Origin of the sequence: Vibrio sp., from assembly GCF_047973365.1 — a bacterium.
Lineage (GTDB): Bacteria > Pseudomonadota > Gammaproteobacteria > Enterobacterales > Vibrionaceae > Vibrio.
On record NZ_JBKEBW010000055.1, the window covers coordinates 1 to 18,456 of the forward strand.

Below are 18,456 nucleotides of genomic sequence, written 5' to 3' on the forward strand. Positions count from 1 at the left end.
GATGAAAAACAGGAATATCCGATTAACCGCTTTGCGATGGAAGCAAAACGTCAACTAGATGTACTGGATAAACGGCTAGCGAAAAACACCTTTATTGCTGGTGAGGAATACAGCATTGCGGATATCGCAATCTGGCCTTGGTATGGAAACCTTGTATTAGGTCGATCATATGGAAATGCTGCTGAGTTTTTACAGGTTCATACCTATGAAAATGTTGTTCGTTGGGCTAAGCAGATTGAAGCTCGTGAGGCGGTTCAGCGTGGGCGTATCGTAAACCGCGTGGTTGGTGAAGCGTGGGAAAAATTAGCTGAACGGCATTCAGCTAAAGACATTGATGATGTGTTGAAACTAAAACCTTAGTTGATATTAAGAAAGAGCGTATTTTATCAATACGCTCAAATATAATGCTGTTGGAAATCTAGGGCGTGGAGAAAGCGGAATTAAGTCACAAAGCCATTGGGTTTGAGAAATGCAGCATATTCCACTTTTTAACCATGAGATGGTTTCTCATGGTGGGTATTATTAACGGTTAAAACATTTCATCGATTGAACTATATACCACTTCAATCTTGGGTCTTAGGTCAATTTGCGTTGTCTCTTCTACATAGCCCGCAGCTTTTCCCCATACAACCACTGAACCATCGGCTTTTAATGCTAAAAAGGAATCATTCGCCGAATATATAGATTGAATAACGTGATTCAAGTCTACTGGTCGCCATTCACCAGTGACAGGATCATGATAACCGCTTGCGCCACCACTATATCTATCCCCCCAAGTAACAACAGTTCCATCGGCTTTAAGTGCTGCAAATGCGTAGTCGTTAGATTTAATCGTTTGAACACCATGACTTAAATCCACTGATTGCCACTCACTAGTTTGAGGATCGTGATAGCCGCTAGCACCGCCGCTAGACACATCACCCCAAGTCACCACGGAACCGTCGATTTTGAGTGCTGCAAATGCAGACCTAGTAGAGTAAATATTCTGAACACCATGATTTAAATCCACCGATTGCCACTCACCAGTTTCAGGATCAGTATAACCGCTAGCACCACCGCTAGGCTTTTCACCCCAAGTTACCACGGAAGCGTCGGTTTTGAGTGCTGCAAATGCAGACCTAGTAGAGTAAATATTTTGGACATCGTGGCTTAAATCTACCCATTGCCATTCGCCAGTTTGAGAATCATTATAGCCGCTGCAGCCACCTACATCAGATCTTCCCCAAGTCACCACGGAACCATCTGCTTTAAGTGCTGCAAATGCATAGCTATTTGAGTAAATACTTTGAACATCGTTGTTTAAATCTACCCATTTCCACTCAGAAGTTTGAGGATCATAATAGCCGTTCATACCACCAGTATCGCTCTCTCCCCAAGTAACTACAGAACCATCGGTTTTTAGTGCTGCAAATGCCTCATTGCTAGAGGAAATCGTTTGAATATCTTGACTTAAATCTACTTGTTTATATTCATTTGATTCGACATCATAGTAGGTACTACTGCCACCCATACTATAATTCCCCCAACTTACCGCAGAGCCATCTGTTTTGATTGCTGCAAATGCGTAGTCGTTAGATTTAATTGTTTGAACACCATAACTTAAATCCACCGATTGCCAGTCACCAGTTTGAGGATCATGATAGCCATTAGCGCCACCATTATAGTCATCTCCCCAAGTGACCACAGAACCATCAGCTTTAAGTGCTGCAAATGCGTGTTGGTTAGATTTAATTGTTTGAATTCCTTGACTTAAATCTACAGTTTTCCACTCACTAGTCTGAAGATCATAATATCCGTTAGCACCGCCGCTTAAATCCTCACCCCAAGTCACCACGGAACCGTCGGTTTTTCGTGCTGCAAATGCAAAGCCAGTAGAGTAAATATTCTGAACGCTGTGACTTAAATCCACCGTTTGCCACTCACCAGTTTCAGGATCAGTATAGCCTGACATTCCATCCTTAGTGTATTCTCCCCAACTTACTACGGAGCCATCTGTTTTGAGTACGGCAAAACCTTGTTCAGTTGAGTAAAAATCATATGCTATCGATATATTATAAATAATATATCCAGACACTCGTTGACCTGACGTATCTTGTCCGATTACTTCAAATTTTAGTTCGTCATAACCTAAGTGTTCATTTTGATATGCGAAAGTGCTATCAGTCCCGACTGTTGTATTGTTTATTATCCATTTAAATTGATATAGCGTAGGAACGCATCGATCACATTCCACTATGGGTGTTAATGTTCCATTGCTGTACATTAACACCAATGATGTAATCTCTATTGGTTCGGATGTTATTGGTTCATGAATTACCGTATTACTAAATGCTCCCTCTGAATTACATCCGGATAGAAATAGAGAGATAAACACATAAATTAATACAAATAGACGACAAAAAAAATCCATAAATTTCTCTTATATTTTTAATATTTGGTATAAGTTCTACTTGGGGTTTATTGATTTGAAGGTGGATATAGTGAATAGGATAATCCTAAGAGTAGGCCGTGACTGTCATACTGCCCCGTATTAGAACTACCAATACCATTGACATATTGGTATCCAATGGATAGCCGTAAGTTCTGGTTTAAATATAAATTTAATCCCACTTCACCTACTGGTGAAAATCCAGTGGCTTTGATTATATGAGAAGTATCGATTTTTTTTATCATATCCCAATAGGTAACACCAATACGTCCATATACGCTTAAATTATTATTAGTATTTAGATACCAGTCATAACGTAAACCACTATCAAATAGATTTGTTTCTACATCAATATCCGTGGATTTAGCCTGCAACTTATTATGGTGTTGATAACCTATGTCCCAACTCCAAGCTTGGGATAAACGTAATCCAGCAAACCCACCTAACATCATATCATTAGGGTCATTTCTTTTATAAGCTTCATCATCTGCCCACTGGTAGCCTGTTTTTAGTCCTATAAATAATTGAGGAAATTTTAACGTTTCGCAGAACAAAAAAGGGCTATATATTGTAAAGCTTACTAATGTAATTGGTATTATTTTATGAATAGACATATGTATCTAATTATATGTAGTTGTCAGTATAAGGTTTAATTGGGACATTAGACCGCAAATTGAACATTATGAGTTGGCATCTTGCCAGATGAAAGGCGACTAATGCTAATTAATCTGTCAGAATTATCCGGACTTTATTATTTTTGATGGGTGAATACGCTATAACCCAACGAGTGGGAGTATAGCGTAGTTTTGTTTCTTAAATTGATGGGACTAAATATATAAGTGGAAGGTACATGAGTGCAATCTTTACTATGATTTTCCCTGATGATTATAAAACTCTAATAGCATCAACATCTACTTTGACTTTAGATATTTCTTTATCAATTTCACCTATTAATTGAATTTTCGTGTCTGGAGTAACAGTTTGACCTAACCATTTTTTATGGTCTATTTCTACGGTAACAGTGCCTGTTTCATCTGTGAATAAGTATTTATCTTTACCTAGAGATGCTTTGATGTATCCAGTTAAAACGACGGGCGTATCATCGCTAAACATGCCCGAATCTAATACTTGTTGAACAGTCGTTATTCCATGAGTTGGTCCGGAAAATCCTCCAGAAGTAACCGTTTGACCAGAAAAACCCCCATTGTTAGCTAAAGCTGGTGTTGATATGGCAATAGTAATAACAGCAGATAAAATATACTTTTTCATTATGGCGAACCTTATTCGTAGATCGTTTTTTTATATTTTCGTTTATTACCATTATATAGTCAATGATTATTGGGTTTATTAAAACTACTATTACATCTGTGAATGGGTAATATTTTAACATTTCAATTTGGTATATTAGATAATCGCCATTTATGAATAAGGATCCTCTAATTATTTGTTAACGTAATATCTAATTAACTATTAACGTTATTTGATATTTTCAATATTTCTTGATTTTTATTACTATATCTGTCGAATTGCTTTGACAGTTCAATTTAGAGAATCCGTTATTACATCGCCTTTGTTGTGCTGTTTTCAGTTGGCTGGTTTGTCGCTAGGTTTGAGCATGAGGTTATGGCGGCTAATGGGGTGGGGTAACCGAAGTAACAAAACTATAGTAGTGACGGGTGGTACATTTCATTTCAAAAACTTTGAAATTAGACCAAAGTTTTAGCTATGGATTGGAATGTTATCTATGTTAAGCTGAACGCTAATTGGTATAACAAGTGGTTTAAGAGATTAATATGGAACCGAATATTAAGCTTTATCAGAAAATCGCCAATCACTTCAAAACAGAAATCTTCAATGGCGTGTATATGGTTGGGGATATGCTTCCCGCAGAGCGAGTGATCGCTGAGCAGATGGAAGTCAGTCGAACAGTGATTCGTGAAGCAATGATAATGCTTGAAGTCGAAGGCTATGTTGAAGTGCGTAAAGGTTCGGGTATCCGAGTCATCAATACGCAAGTCGATAACGTAGCACCAGACATTGCGCAAGCGGCTGGTGACCTTGGTTTCATGTTGACTTGTGGTCCATTTGAGTTGCTGCAAGCTCGTCAGCTATTTGAAAGCAATATTGCTGAGTTCGCTGCGACCCAAGCGACCAAACAAGACTTGGTTTCTTTGATGAAAATCCAAGAGCAAGCAAAACAAGACGATTACTCGCGGGATTCTTATTGGGATATTGAGTTCCATATCCAGTTGGCTCGCTGTACGCAAAATTCGGTAGTGGTGCACATTGCGGAAATGCTGTCGAAACATCGTGAAAACAACCCTTATTGGAAGAAGCTCCACGAGCATATTGAAGACAACAAGATTCGCAGTTGGTGCAGTGACCATGATGAACTTGTTAAGGCGTTGATTAAGCGCGATCCAATGGCCGCAAGACAAGCAGCATGGCAGCATATCGAAAACACGAAGGTTATGCTGTTTGATGCATCGAATGACGATTATGACCGTTTCTTGTTCTCTGAAAGCCCGATTGCTACATCATAGAAGACGTATTAAGGGATAGAGCTGTTCTGTTTAAGTTTCACTAAGTTCCAAGAATAAAGGCTACCAGATAAGGTAGCCTTTGTTGTTTATATTGATTGAACTAACAGCTTGTTAAAGCGTTACACCACTTTTGAATACCGCAATCTCACGGAATTCATTGATTTCGTTGCGCGTTGGTTCACCATTGACAAAGTCTGCTACCTTATCGACAAACTGCTCAAGCAATGTATCCATAGGTGTTCCTTCTACCAAAGTGCCAGCGTTAAAGTCGATCCAGTGCGGCTTACGACGAGCCAAGTCACTGTTGGTTGCCAGTTTCAACGTTGGTACAGGGCCACCATAAGGTGTACCACGACCAGTACTGAACAGCACCATGTGACAGCCAGCCATCGCTAGAGCTGAGGTCGCGATAGCATCGTTACCTGGCGCACTCAGTAGGTTTAGACCAGGTTTGGTTAAGCGTTCACCGTATTTCAAAACATCCATTACCTGACTTGTTCCGGCTTTCTGCGTACAACCCAAAGATTTCTCTTCTAGTGTCGAAATGCCGCCCGCTTTGTTACCCGGAGATGGGTTTTCGTAAATCGGCTGTTTGTGATCGATAAAGTACTGCTTGAAGTTATTGATCATTGATACGGTGTTGTCGAACACGCTCTCATCTGCGCAGCGGCTCATCAAAATGTGTTCTGCACCAAACATCTCAGGCACTTCAGTCAGTACGGTTGTACCGCCATGAGTAACAAGGTAATCGGAGAATCGACCAAGTAGAGGGTTGGCTGTGATGCCAGAGAAGCCATCAGAGCCACCACATTCCAAGCCAAAGCGAACTTCGTTGAGATGCCCCGGAACACGCTGGTCTTTCGACATTACATCATAGAGCTTTTTCATCAGCTCAACGCCGTATTCCACTTCGTCGTGCTGTTTTTGACAGATCATGAATTGGACACGCTCTTCATCGTATTTGCCAAGTGTATCTTTAAAGGCATTCACTTGGTTGTTTTCACAACCTAAACCCACGACCAAAACACCGCCAGAGTTCGGGTGCTTCACTAAGTTCTGCAGCAAAATCTTAGTGTTGTTGTGATCGTCACCTAGCTGTGAACAGCCATATTGGTGAGTAAATACTTGCACGCCGTCGATAGCAGACATGTCGACTTCAGACTCAAACTGCTTCTTCATCATATTAGCCATGGCGTTAACACAGCCAACGGTTGGAATGATCCAAAGCTCGTTACGAATACCGACATCCCCATTAGCACGACGGTAGATGTTGACAGGCTTGTTCTCCAATGTGCTAATCACATTTTGGAAATCAGGCTGGTATTGGTATTCATTGAGATCGCTCAAGTTAGTGCGAATGTTGTCCTGATAGACACGATAGCCAAGTTCAATGGTTTGCAACGCATGACCAATAGGGCAGCCGTATTTGATGATCAGATCATTTTGCGCAAAGGTTTGCAGCGCGACTTTATGAGCCTGAGGAATGTCCTCCTGCAAAGTCACTTGCTGTCCATCGACAACAACGCTAGTGCCTGCACTCAAGTCTTTCAATGCAACCGCTACGTTATCTGCTGGATGTATTTTGATCAGAGAGTTCATAGTGTCTCCTTAACAGCCAGCGAGTGCTTGTCGCATACCAAGTTGGCAGATACGCTCAACATGCGCAGTGACACTTTCTGTTAAACCAGAAACTTGATTAAGGTCTTGACCCCAATGAGCCGCATCATTCAGCACAGTTTCAACCAATGCAGCACAACTTTGCTCGCCAGATGTCACTTTTGGCCACTCGCTTGCAAACAGGTCAAGCCATGGCTGGTCGTCATTTAGAGGGTAGCTTCCATCTTCACGCTCACCACGGTAGAAAGTGATCAGAGCCGCTAGCGCAAAGCTCAAATAGCGAGGGATCTGGTTATTAGTTTTCTGATAAGTCAGTAACTGAGGCAAAATTCGAGTCTTGAATTTTGTCATACCATTTAATGAAATCGACAATAGCAGATGCTTGATGTACGGGTTTTTAAAGCGATATTCCACGTCTTGAGCGAACGCTTGCAGTTCATCTTTTGGTAGAGAAAGAGTAGGAATGATTTCAGAGAACATCACTTCTTTCAGGTATGCCGCCATTTGCTCATCTGCCATGCTTTCACCAACGGTATCAATACCAGATTGGAATGCCACAGGCACAAGGGCTGTGTGTGCGCCGTTAAGAATCGCGACTTTACGTTCTTTGTAAGGCTTGATGTCATCAACAATCTTAATGTTGAGCGATTGTTCTGCGCTCAGTTGATCCAGACACAGTGCTTGGTTTAGCCATTGCGGTCCTTGAATCACGAACAGATAGAAGTTCTCGGCGCTCACCATAAAGGTATCTTTATAGCCAAGTTTTGCTTCTAGCTCAGCGACTTCATCTTTTGGATAGCCAGTAACAATACGGTCAACCAGTGTTGAGCAGAAGGTGTTTGCCGTTTCTACCCACTCTTTGAACTCAATTGGCAGATGCCAGGTTTCAATGTAGCGATAGATAATTTCTTTCAAGCACTCGCCGTTGTAATCAATCAGTTCGCAAGGAACGATGATCCAACCTTTGTCTTCATCTGCTTCGAAGTGGTTGTAACGTTCCCAAAGCATGCGTGTCAGTTTTGCCGGATAGCTGCTCGGTGGCAAATCTTCAAGCAGATCGTTCTCGACAAATGCAATACCCGCTTCAGTGGTATTTGAGAACACAAACTTAGTTTCTGGATTACGAGCAAGCCCTAGCAGAGCTTGGAAATCATAGTACGCAGACAACTCTTCATTCACAGAATAGATAACACGTGATTGTGATACTGCTTGACCGGTTTCATCCAGACCACGGATTAACGTGGTGTAAACACCTTGTTGAGTGTTTAAGCTTGGCGGGAAATCAGTATCGATTGGACGAATAACGCTAACACCTGAATTGAAATCAGTGTGTTGGTTAAGCTGGTCAATCTGCCAGTCTAAAAATGCGCGTAAAAAATTACCTTCACCAAATTGAATGATTTTGGTTGGGTAAGATGGGCCGGGAAAGGTATCTCGGTTTAGCTGTTTCATAGTTTGTACCTATAAAAATATTGCCGTTGATGCCTGAGGGGACGAGTAACAGACACCAACAGCAAAGAGGGTTATTTAGCGGTAATACCGAAATAGTTTTTCGCGTTGTAGTAACAAATGTCACCAACCATGCGGCTCAGTAGTTCAAAGTCAGCAGGTACTTCACCGTCTTCAACCCACTTACCAATCATTTGGCAAAGGATACGACGGAAATATTCATGTCGGGTGTAAGACATAAAGCTGCGGCTATCGGTTAACATACCAACAAAACGGCTTAGCAGACCAAGCTGTGCAAGCTGAGTCATTTGACGCTCCATACCGTCTTTTTGGTCGTTGAACCACCAACCAGAGCCGAATTGGATCTTGCCTTCGATGCTACCGTCTTGGAAGTTACCGCACATGGTTGCCAGAACTTCGTTATCACGTGGGTTCAAACCATAAAGGATAGTTTTTGGTAGTGCGTTATCACGATCGAGGGCATCGAGAAGGCGAGCCAACGGCATTGCCACTAATCCGTCGTTAATCGAATCGAAACCGGTGTCTGGACCAAGCAGTTTGAACATACGTTGATTGTTATTGCGTAGTGCGCCAATGTGGTACTGCTGTACCCAACCTCGTTTCGCGTATTCTTTGCCTAGGTATACCAATACCGCTGTCTTGAACTGAGCGGTTTCAAATTCAGTTACTTGGCCGCCGCTTAGACGCTTGGCAAGAATCGCATCCAGTTCTTGCTCAGTTGAATCTTCATAACAAACCGTATCCAAAGCGTGGTCAGTAACACAGCAGCCGTGGTCTGCGAAGTGTTGTAGGCGTTTGTCTAGTGCAGAACAAAGGTCAGCGAAACGACTGATTTCAACATCCGCTGCTTTAGATAGTGCTTGCATATAAGCAGGGAAGGTTTCTAGATGAATGTTAAACGCTTTGTCTGGGCGCCAGCTTGGTAGCATTTGTACTGGGAAGTTCTTGTCTTGTGCTACCAATTTGTGTGCTGCTAGGTCATCGATTGGATCATCAGTGGTACCCACCATTTCTACGTTCATTTTCTGCATGATTGAGCGAGCAGAGAATTCAGGCGTCGCCAGCATTTCGTTGGTTTCATTCCATACGCGCTCGGCGGTGTCTTCATTTAACACCATACCAGAGATGCCGAATGGACGGCGTAACTCTAAGTGAGCCCAGTGATAAATTGGGTTACCAATGGTGTATGGAACCGTACGTGCAAACGCTAAGAACTTCTCTTTATCTGTTGCATCGCCAGTACAAAAACGCTCATCAACGCCATTAATACGCATCGCGCGCCATTTGTAGTGGTCACCGCGAAGCCAAATATCAGTGAGGTTTTTGAAACGGTAATCTTCTGATACTTGGTGTGGTGGTAGGTGGCAGTGGTAGTCGATGATAGGTAAATCGGCTGCTACTTCATGATAAAGACGTTTCGCAAATTCGTTGTGGAGTAAAAAATCCTCTGAAAGAAAAGATGTCATACATGTAACCTTTAGTTGTTCTACCATTTGTGTGAGATATTAAACTCAAAAAAGCCAAATAAACACGATTTAAGTATAGTTTTGATTAAAATGTAGCCGTATTAAGAGTGATTTTTGTCAAAAGTTTAAAGGTGATCATATTTTGAGTAAAAAAATGAAAGCCTGTTTTGTTTTATGACCTAGACCAATTTTTTATTGTTATACCAAATGTAGGATCACTCCATCTTCGGTATTTACGATGATCAAGTTTACGAACAGCGATATGTGATGATTGCAAGCGGCACAGGTTGTTCAAGGAAATGTTACTGATTGAATGCGGATATAACGGATTATGTGTTCAGTGAGTAGCAAAAAACTAATTAGAGATTAATTACTATGATAATTAAGTCTATCAACGATTTTATTAATAGCTTTTTACGTGTTGTATTAAGCATTTTTATGACCGTAATGATCGTTGCGGTTGTTTGGCAAGTTTTCACTCGTTTTGTTTTAAAAGATCCGTCTGCTTTTACAGATGAACTTTCACGTTACTTACTTATTTGGATTGGTGTGCTAGGTGGTGCTTACACTTACGCAATCAAACGCCACTTGGCGTTGGAGCTTCTGGCTCCAAAGTTAAGCCACAATGGTCAACTGATACTTGGTATCATTATTAACTTAATCATCATTGGCTTTGCTGTGATCGCCTTTATCTATGGCGGTACTGCTTTAGTAACAAACACACTCAAAAACGGTCAGATCTCACCAGGAATCGTGATTGCGGGTAAGCATTTATTAATTGGTTATGTTTACGTTGTGGTCCCGCTGGCGGGTTACATTATTTCTTACTTCGGTGCTGTCGACATTATTTCATCAGTGCTATCGCTAGTGAATAAAAATGGTCGAGTTGCTACAGAGGAGTACTCGAAATGACTTTGACAGATTTATTGTTTTCTCAAGAATTTTTAGCTAACGCGCCAGATGCGTTTTACGATTTCTTTCCGGTTGGCGTTCTTTTTGGTGTACTCGCTATTCTTCTGTTAATCGGTGTTCCTATTGCTTTCTCCATCGGTATTGCAGCACTGTTTACTCTTTTCATCGACTTTCCTATTGAACAAGTGACCATTCTGGTTTCGCAAAAACTGGCGAACGGCTTGGACAACTTTGGTTTGCTTGCTCTGCCTTTCTTTATCGTGGCGGGTAACCTGATGAACCGGGGTGGCTTGGCAACACGTTTGATTAACTTTGTTATGATCTTTGGTGGTCGTCTGCCAGGTTCGTTAGCACATGTTAACGTGATGGCAAATATGCTGTTTGGTTCTCTATCGGGTTCCGCTACAGCGGCGGCTGCTGCGGTTGGTGGCATCATGAAACCACTGCAGGAGGAACGTAAGTACCCAATGGACTTCTCAACGGCGGTTAACGTGGCTTCATGTCCGTCAGGTCTTCTTATTCCACCATCAAATATTCTTATCCTGTTTGCATTGGTCAGTAGTACTTCTGTTCAATATCTATTTATTGCTGGATATATCCCCGGCATCTTGATGGGCCTGAGTATTATGGTGGGTATTTTCTTATTGGGTAAACGCTACAATATTCCACGTGAGAAAATCATCTCAACCGAAAAGAAACGCAAAGTTATCTGGGATGCTATTCCTAGTATGACGCTCGTCGTCATCATCATGGGTGGTATTTTGGGCGGTATCTTTACTGCTACAGAAGCGTCTGCAATTGCGGTTGTTTATGCGCTCATTCTCGGTTTCGCTTATCGCGAACTGAAAATAAGCGATATGTTCCCAGTGCTTGTCGACAGTGTGATCACAACGTCTATCGTATTGCTAATGGTCGCGACTTCTTCTGCGATGTCTTGGGCAATGGCAAACGCGGATATTCCGAACTACATCGCGGAGTTTGTGCTAGAAACGTCTACTAACCCAATCATGGTTATTCTATTGATGAACGTGATTTTGTTAGTCGTTGGTACATTTATGGATATGACGCCAGCTGTACTGATTTTTACTCCAATTTTCTTACCAATTGCAATGTCACTTGGTATTGACCCGATTCACTTTGGGATCATCTTAGTATTCAACTTATGTATCGGTATTTGTACACCACCAGTGGGCACTGCCTTGTTTGTTGGCTGTAGTGTTACAGGTTCTAAGTTGGGCGCTGTTGTTCCTAAATTGTTACCGCTATTCGTTCTCATGATCATCACGTTGACGATAGTGACCTTGTTCCCTTCACTTTCATTATGGCTACCGGAACTAGCTGGTTATAAACCTCAATAATTGATAGGACTATAAAATGAAAACAACAAATAAACTTTTACTTGCTTGTACCCTCTCTACACTAATGGCAGGACATGTTTATGCAGCAACCGTTAAGCTAGCGCATGAACTTCCAACTGAGCACCCAGTTCACGCTTCCCTAGACTGGTTTGCTAAGCAAGTGTCTAAAGAAACAAGCCTGCGTGTGAAAGTGTATAATAACGGTACTCTAGGTAACGAAACTGAATTGCTGCAAATGGTACAAGGTGGCACTATCGGTTTCACTAAAGTAAGTGCGGCGCCACTGACAGCATTCGCTTCAGACTACAAACTACTTTCTCTACCATATCTATATCGTGACCGCGCACAATACGATGCAGTACTACAAGGTCCAATTGGTGAACAAATTCTAGCGTCTTCTAAAGAATCAGGTTTTATCGGCCTAGCATTCTTAGATGCGGGTGCACGTAGTTTCTACACAGAAAAACCAGTTCGCACTCCAGAAGATTTGAAAGGTCTGAAAATTCGTGTGCAAAACTCAGCGCTTTCAATCGATACCATTAAAGCGCTAGGTGCAACACCAGTTCCACTACCATACGGTGAGCTATACTCAGCACTACAACAAGGTGTGGTCGATGGTGCGGAAAACAACATTCCATCTTACTACTCTTCTCGTCACTACGAAGTGAAGAAGTCATACTCTTACGACAAACACACTATGGTTCCAGACGTGCTTGTTGTGTCGACTACAGTATGGGATAGCCTATCAGCAGAAGACCAAGCGAAAATTCGTGAAATCGCCAAAGCGACGGTGAAAGAACAAGACACCAACTGGGCAAATTACGTAGAAAAAGCGAAAGCGGAACTGATTAAACAAAATGTTACTTTTGTTGAAAGTGACATTCCTAAGTTCCAGGAAGCGGTTAAGCCTGTGTATGAAAAATTCCGTAAGGAAAACCCAGATCTAGTTCCTCTTCTAGACAAAGTTCAAGCGATGTAATTTGAAATGTCTATTTATAGCGCGGGGAATTCTCCCTGCGCTATTTGTCCCTCTTTCTCGCAAATGTCTTTGCGCGTATTAACAGAATTTGGTTCGAATGATTATGAGATTAAGTCAAGCTCACTTATCTGTGGCTAATGCCCTAGTAAAACCTAACGACAACAACAAAAAAGCAAAAGTTGGGATTGTTCATTTGGGCTTTGGTGCTTTTCACCGCGCTCATCAGGCGCTGATTACTGATGCTGTGATCAAAGAAATCGGCGGCGATTGGAAAATTGTCGGCGTCACTTGGAGCTCTGTTGATTTACAGAAAGATTTAATCGCGCAAGATAGTTTGTATTCGGTAGGTGTCGGATACAACGATCAATTAGATATCAATATCGTTGGTTCAATTGAAACGGTATTGATGGCAGCACAAACTGAGCAAGTTCTTGGTTACATGCGTGACCCAGCAGTGAAAATCGTCTCACTGACGGTTACTGAAAAAGGTTACTGCCACAACCCAGCAACGGGTGATTTGGATTTGTCACACCCTCTTATCCAGCATGATTTACAACATATTGAAGCACCGAAATCCGCGATTGGCTTTTTGGTCTCTGCGCTTGCCTATCGTTATCAAAAAGGTATTCAGCCGTTCACACCAATGAGCTGCGATAACTTACCAGAAAATGGTCATGTGCTTGAAAAAGTGGTACTGCAATTTGCTAAGCTGTTAGATGAAGAGTTGTACCAATGGATTAAAAAAGAGATCCAGTTCCCATGCACTATGGTTGATCGTATTGTTCCGCGTACTACGGATAACGATATCGAGCGTGTTGAAAAAGCGCTTGGTATGCCAGATAAGGCATGCGTAGTAACAGAACCTTTCTTACAATGGGTAATTGAAGATAAATTCGTTAACGATCGTCCGCAGTGGGAGAAAACCTCTATCGCTAACGTTCAAGTGACAGACAATGTTGTGCCGTTTGAAGAGATGAAGCTACGTTTATTGAACGGTACACATTCGACCATGGCTTACCTGGGTTATCTATCAGGTTACGAAACCGTCGCAGCGACTATCCAAGACCCAAATTTTAAAACTTTTGTTCGTTATCTGATGGATGAGGAAATCACGCCGTCACTGAATATTGAAGGTATCGATCTCAACCAGTACAAAGACCAGTTGATCGAACGCTATGAGAACAAAGCGTTGCAACACCGCACATGGCAGATAGCAATGGACGGCACGCAGAAGATCCCACAACGTTTCTTACAGACCATTAGCTACTCTTTAAACAATGATGTTTCGATTGAAGGCTTATGCTTAGCACTGGCCGCGTGGATGCGTTATGTCAGTGGTGTAAATGAGCAAGGACAAGAGATCGACGTTCAAGACCCTTTAAAACAACAGCTTGCACAAGTTTGGCAGCAAGCAGGTACCGATTTAGCAAAAGTCGTTGACGGCTTTTTAGCACTGCGCAGCGTCTTTGACCAAGAGCTAGCAGGTAATCAAACTTTCAAAGCAGAGCTGAAATCAGCGTTAGAAAAGCTGTTTGCCAATGGTGCTAAAGCATCAGTAGCAAGCTTCGTGGCACAGAGGAAATAATCGATGAAAATGACATTTCGTTGGTACGGAGAAGGTAACGACAAAGTTACGCTCGGTAACATTAAACAAATCCCAGGCGTAGAAGGCATTGTGTGGTCGCTACATGATATGGCTGCTGGTGAACTTTGGAGCGAAGAGCGTATCGCAAAAGAAAAAGCGATCATCGAAGGCGCGGGTTTTCACATTGATGTTGTGGAGAGCGTTAACGTTCACGAAGACATTAAACTTGGTCTGCCAAGCCGTGAAAAATACATCGAAAATTACAAAGAGACACTGCGTCGCCTCGCGAAAGTGGGCGTAAAAGTTGTGTGTTACAACTTTATGCCAGTATTTGACTGGACTCGTACCGAACTTTACAAAGAGATGGAAGACGGTTCGAATGCGCTTTTCTTCGAAAAGAGCAAAATCGAAAATATCGATCCAATCGAGCTGATTGAAAAGTTATCAACTAATGTTGACGTAACCATGCCAGGCTGGGAACCAGAGCGTTTATCTCGCCTGAAAGAAACCTTTAAGCTGTATGAAAATTTTACCGCAGAAGACCTATGGAAGAATCTAGAATACTTCCTAGAGCAAGTGATCCCAGTGTGTGAGGAAGTGGGCATAAAGATGGGTATTCACCCGGATGATCCTGCATTCCCAATCTTCGGTCTGCCACGTTTGATCATCAATAAAGAGAATATTGGCCGTTTCCTCAACCTAGTCGATAGCCCATACAACGGCTTGAGCTTGTGTACGGGTTCTTTAGGTTCAGCAAATAACGATATTCCAGACATCATTGATGCTTACCATGACCGTATTCATTTCATGCACATCCGTAACGTAAAACGTTATGATAACGGTGACTTTATTGAAGCGTCACACCGCGCATGTGATGGTTCAGTAGATACGGTGAAAGTAGTACAGACTCTGCATAAACATGGTTATCAAGGCTATGTGCGTCCTGACCATGGTCGTCATATTTGGGGCGAAGAACAGTGGGCGCGTCCAGGCTACGGGCTTTACGACCGTGCGCTAGGCATTATGTATATTCTTGGTGTTTGGGACAGCGTAGAAAAGAACGCTAAACAATCTTAACAAAGGGAACAGACAGTTATTTAATGATTGTCTGTTTTGCAAGTGTGTCATTTCACTCAATGTGAAATACTAGCGGTGAAATGACACCTTGTTTGGGTTATCTGAACTCAAGCAAACCATCAAAACTCTCCAATAGAACCTCTATTTTAACTGTATCTCGGACATGCTTTTCTGTTTCCAGCTTTGCTTAAGAAAGCTTACGAAAACATTGAATGCAATCATTGAACAGTAACAATCAAAGATTCGTTTTCTCGATATTTCTCAGTGTCTCTGTGATTGACTCAGAATTAGAAATTCACCCAAGTTTGGCTTAGTAAAAGCACAGTCAGTGATGAAACTGAGAATAGCGCTAAAATGCTGCCAAGTTCACGAACGTTATTTAGTAACGATTTCTTTTTATCAAACATGATGTCACCTTTTATGTAAGTATTTAACGAGATGTTGGTCACACTTTACTCCGTTGTATGACATAGATCAATAAAGTTTGTGGTTTTTTTAATCATTTTCTGATTATTTTAAATTTGTGAACTAGAAAAGGTAATTTAATTACATTATGTCGGAGCTATACAGCGAGTGATGTATATAAAGTATGCAGTTCTCTATAGGAAGGAAGCTTTTCGGCGGTATTTATATTAACCATTGAAAATTAAAGGAATTTAAATAATTGCGTTGTGGATAATTAGAGTAAACATTCTAAAGGTAAAATAACCAATAAAATAATGTTTTATTGCATAATGCATTGTATTTAAACGATTATTTGTTGTTGAGAATACGCTTGTACGCTCGAAAGTGTTTGCGGATTAATGTGAAGTGTTTCAAAATTAACAAATTCGTATTTCTTCTTAGTTAAGAATGAATGAGGTTTTGATGAAAGTTGCGGATATTTTTAAACATCATGCTGAAAACTTAGTTAAGCATAATGAGTTTAAACAATTGATGTCTCCGACAGTGCGTGAGTACTGGGGGGAGTTATTGGATAAAACCAATAGCCGCCAGCTTTTTTCATGGGTGAAGGATTTTCACCAGCCAGCAAATGAAGATACTCCTGTTGCTGAACCTATCGTATTAAAGCCAGAAGCTCAGGTTGTGTATAACGAACTTGAGTTGAGATTGGGTGAAGTGATCCATACAGGAGATTGGTTGTTAGTTGATCAAAACAGAATTAACCAATTTGGCGCAATTACGGAAGATATGCAATGGATTCATACGAATCCTGAAAGAGCTCAAGCGGAATCACCGTTTAAAACGACAATCGCACACGGTTTTCTTACATTAGCACTGTTACCGAAATTAACGGACAGTGTTGATGAAGACAAATTGTTGTTCCCAACGGCGAAGATGATGGTGAACATTGGCTTAAATTCAGTACGCTTTCCTTATCCAATTAAAGTGGATAGCCGCGTACGCGCGGTAAGTACGCTATCAAAAGTGACGCCAATTAGAAAAGGTTTAGAAATTGAGCGAGAAATTAAAGTTGAAATCGAAGGTGTTCGCCGCCCTGGTTGCGTAGTAACTTCTGTTATTCAACTGCATTTCTAATGCCTGATTAATATAAAAAAGGAGAGCATTTGCTCTCCTTTTGTGTCTCTGCTATTTGTATTTCGCTGTTGCTATATAACCGTACTCTTCAATAAGCTTTTTAACTTTATCTGACTGAATAAAACGGAATAGTTCTTTTGTTTCTTGTTTATCTTTTTCAGGGTAGTGAAGAAGTAGGAATGGACGAGAAAGTTGATATTCGTGACTCGCGATAGTTTCAGGAGTCGCTTCTACGCCTTCAAATTTAATGGCTTTCACCGAACGGTCAACTGAGCCAGTAGAGATGAAACCAATGGCTTGTGAGTTATGATTGACCAGCGTTTTCACCATGCTATTGCTATTCACCACAAGGTTATTTGGGCTGATATCAGAAACCAGTCTGTCTTTCACTATTCGGGTTAGCCCTAATAAGCTTTCGAAACTGAAACGCGAGCCGGATGAAGCTTCGCGTGTGACTACCGCGATTTTTTGATCGTTACCACCAACTTGCTTCCAGTTAGTGATCTTGCCTTTATAGATGTCATAAAGTTGTTCACGCGATAAGTCATTAATTGGGTTTGATTGGTTAATCACAACCGCTAGACCATCAAAGGCAATGATGAAGGTTTGTAGCGACTCTTCAACTTCATTATCGGTTAGATAGCGAGAGCTCATGGCAACATCCGAAACGCCTTTCTTGAGCAGTGTTATGCCTGCTGTGGAGCCGATACCTTGAACCGCGATGTAGCTATCTTTATGGGTAGAGTTATATTCTTCTGCGATCACATCCATGATGCGAGCGACTGAAGTAGAACCAGAAACGTTGATTTCGCTAGCGTGCGCGAAAGAGGTTACTAGACAAAGCGAGCATAGAGTGGCTAGCGCAACTCGAAACATAATGGAACTCCAAGCAAAAATAAGTACAGATCAGTGACATATCATATTGCGATTAAATGACAGTTTTATGAAAGTGTTTGATGCTACGCATTGAAATATGGTTGAAAACTCTCTAGTTTGAGGCTGATGGTTTATACTGAGTTAACCTTAAGTACCTTGGGTATAGAGGCTCTTAATGTCGAATTCGGTCACAAGATAATGGGGAATCCAAAGTCATGACGGTCGTTAATTTGCTGCAGCGTCAAATTGAACGTAGAGCAGAGCTTGTGTGCCATAGTCGTAATCGAAGTCTTCCTGTGGATATGGGGAAGTCAGGTTTCGAATCGATAGATAACGGTGTTGAGTTCATACTGCAACACTATAAATTAGATTCTGTTCACAGTGAGTATTCGAGCCCAGTTGTTCGTATTATTTGGGATGCGGATAAACGTTTGTGGGAGCTTTATATCCCTTCGCGTGAAGATGGCAGCGAACAGTGGCTTCCATACCCATTTCTTTCCAAAAGTTCAGACTTAACCGCGGTGATGCGTGAGGTAGAAAAAGATCCTAAGTCTTATTTCTGGTCGTGAATGGGGAAGTTTATACCGGGTAAAGTGGTCATCAACT

17 protein-coding genes are annotated in these 18,456 nt (G+C 41.6%); 9 read left to right on the forward strand and 8 right to left on the reverse strand.

Going from position 1 to position 18,456, the window contains the following annotated elements; all coding sequences use genetic code 11:
* A partial coding sequence (locus tag ACK5MF_RS07790) for a glutathione S-transferase C-terminal domain-containing protein (protein ID WP_416920964.1) occupies window positions 1–360 on the forward strand: 360 nt, incomplete at its 5' end.
* A gap of 169 nt (window positions 361–529) precedes the next feature.
* Here the strand turns inward: ACK5MF_RS07790 and ACK5MF_RS07795 are convergent.
* From ACK5MF_RS07795 to ACK5MF_RS07805, 3 genes are all read right to left on the reverse strand, one after another.
* Entirely contained in the window at window positions 530–2,410 is a 1,881-nt protein-coding gene (locus ACK5MF_RS07795) for a hypothetical protein (RefSeq protein WP_416920966.1), read from the reverse strand.
* A gap of 47 nt (window positions 2,411–2,457) precedes the next feature.
* Entirely contained in the window at window positions 2,458–3,042 is a 585-nt protein-coding gene (locus ACK5MF_RS07800) for an outer membrane beta-barrel protein (protein WP_416920968.1), read from the reverse strand.
* A gap of 271 nt (window positions 3,043–3,313) precedes the next feature.
* The gene (locus tag ACK5MF_RS07805; protein WP_416920970.1) at window positions 3,314–3,697 is read right to left on the reverse strand and encodes a YgiW/YdeI family stress tolerance OB fold protein; all 384 of its coding nucleotides are present in this window, start codon (window positions 3,695–3,697) and stop codon (window positions 3,314–3,316) included.
* 524 nt (window positions 3,698–4,221) lie between these two features.
* On the opposite strand from ACK5MF_RS07805, the gene ACK5MF_RS07810 reads away from it, so the two are divergent.
* A complete protein-coding gene (locus tag ACK5MF_RS07810; RefSeq protein WP_416920972.1) occupies window positions 4,222–4,971 on the forward strand; it encodes a GntR family transcriptional regulator in 750 nt (249 codons plus the stop codon).
* Window positions 4,972–5,082: 111 nt separating this feature from the next.
* Here the strand turns inward: ACK5MF_RS07810 and ACK5MF_RS07815 are convergent, their stop codons facing one another.
* From ACK5MF_RS07815 to uxaC, 3 genes are all read right to left on the reverse strand, one after another.
* The gene (locus ACK5MF_RS07815) at window positions 5,083–6,570 is read right to left on the reverse strand and encodes a UxaA family hydrolase (RefSeq protein ID WP_416920974.1); all 1,488 of its coding nucleotides are present in this window, start codon (window positions 6,568–6,570) and stop codon (window positions 5,083–5,085) included.
* 9 nt (window positions 6,571–6,579) lie between these two features.
* Window positions 6,580–8,040, reverse strand: a complete 1,461-nt coding sequence (locus ACK5MF_RS07820; protein WP_416920976.1) for a tagaturonate reductase — start codon at window positions 8,038–8,040, stop codon at window positions 6,580–6,582.
* A 71-nt stretch (window positions 8,041–8,111) separates the two neighbouring features.
* Window positions 8,112–9,524: a glucuronate isomerase gene (gene uxaC / locus ACK5MF_RS07825; RefSeq protein ID WP_416920978.1), complete on the reverse strand. Its 1,413-nt coding sequence runs from the start codon at window positions 9,522–9,524 to the stop codon at window positions 8,112–8,114.
* Between the two features lie 375 nt (window positions 9,525–9,899).
* Between uxaC and ACK5MF_RS07830 the strand changes: the two genes are divergently transcribed.
* The 5 genes from ACK5MF_RS07830 to uxuA all read left to right on the forward strand — a co-directional run bounded on the left by ACK5MF_RS07830 (window position 9,900) and on the right by uxuA (window position 15,435).
* Window positions 9,900–10,436 (forward strand): TRAP transporter small permease, encoded by a 537-nt coding sequence (locus ACK5MF_RS07830; RefSeq protein WP_416920980.1) that lies wholly within the window; start codon window positions 9,900–9,902, stop codon window positions 10,434–10,436.
* Complete coding sequence (locus ACK5MF_RS07835) at window positions 10,433–11,794, forward strand: TRAP transporter large permease (RefSeq protein WP_416920982.1); 1,362 nt, start codon at window positions 10,433–10,435, stop codon at window positions 11,792–11,794. Before ACK5MF_RS07830 ends, ACK5MF_RS07835 begins: the two co-directional genes overlap by 4 nt.
* Before the next feature lie 16 nt (window positions 11,795–11,810).
* Complete coding sequence (locus ACK5MF_RS07840) at window positions 11,811–12,773, forward strand: TRAP transporter substrate-binding protein (RefSeq protein WP_416920983.1); 963 nt, start codon at window positions 11,811–11,813, stop codon at window positions 12,771–12,773.
* A gap of 103 nt (window positions 12,774–12,876) precedes the next feature.
* Window positions 12,877–14,358, forward strand: coding sequence for a mannitol dehydrogenase family protein (locus ACK5MF_RS07845; RefSeq protein ID WP_416920985.1), 1,482 nt, complete (start codon window positions 12,877–12,879; stop codon window positions 14,356–14,358).
* 3 nt (window positions 14,359–14,361) lie between these two features.
* A complete protein-coding gene (uxuA, locus tag ACK5MF_RS07850; protein ID WP_416920987.1) occupies window positions 14,362–15,435 on the forward strand; it encodes a mannonate dehydratase in 1,074 nt (357 codons plus the stop codon).
* A gap of 287 nt (window positions 15,436–15,722) precedes the next feature.
* On the opposite strand, the gene ACK5MF_RS07855 is transcribed toward uxuA, so the two are convergent.
* A complete protein-coding gene (locus tag ACK5MF_RS07855) occupies window positions 15,723–15,884 on the reverse strand; it encodes a hypothetical protein (protein ID WP_416920989.1) in 162 nt (53 codons plus the stop codon).
* Between the two features lie 418 nt (window positions 15,885–16,302).
* On the opposite strand from ACK5MF_RS07855, the gene ACK5MF_RS07860 reads away from it, so the two are divergent.
* Window positions 16,303–16,974: a MaoC family dehydratase gene (locus tag ACK5MF_RS07860; RefSeq protein WP_416920991.1), complete on the forward strand. Its 672-nt coding sequence runs from the start codon at window positions 16,303–16,305 to the stop codon at window positions 16,972–16,974.
* 51 nt (window positions 16,975–17,025) lie between these two features.
* Here ACK5MF_RS07860 and ACK5MF_RS07865 read toward each other — a convergent pair whose 3' ends face one another.
* Entirely contained in the window at window positions 17,026–17,850 is an 825-nt protein-coding gene (locus tag ACK5MF_RS07865) for a phosphate ABC transporter substrate-binding protein (protein ID WP_416920993.1), read from the reverse strand.
* Between the two features lie 215 nt (window positions 17,851–18,065).
* Here ACK5MF_RS07865 and ACK5MF_RS07870 point away from each other — a divergent pair, with 215 nt between their 5' ends.
* A complete protein-coding gene (locus ACK5MF_RS07870; protein ID WP_416920995.1) occupies window positions 18,066–18,419 on the forward strand; it encodes a DUF3024 domain-containing protein in 354 nt (117 codons plus the stop codon).
* Window positions 18,420–18,456 lie beyond the last annotated feature (37 nt).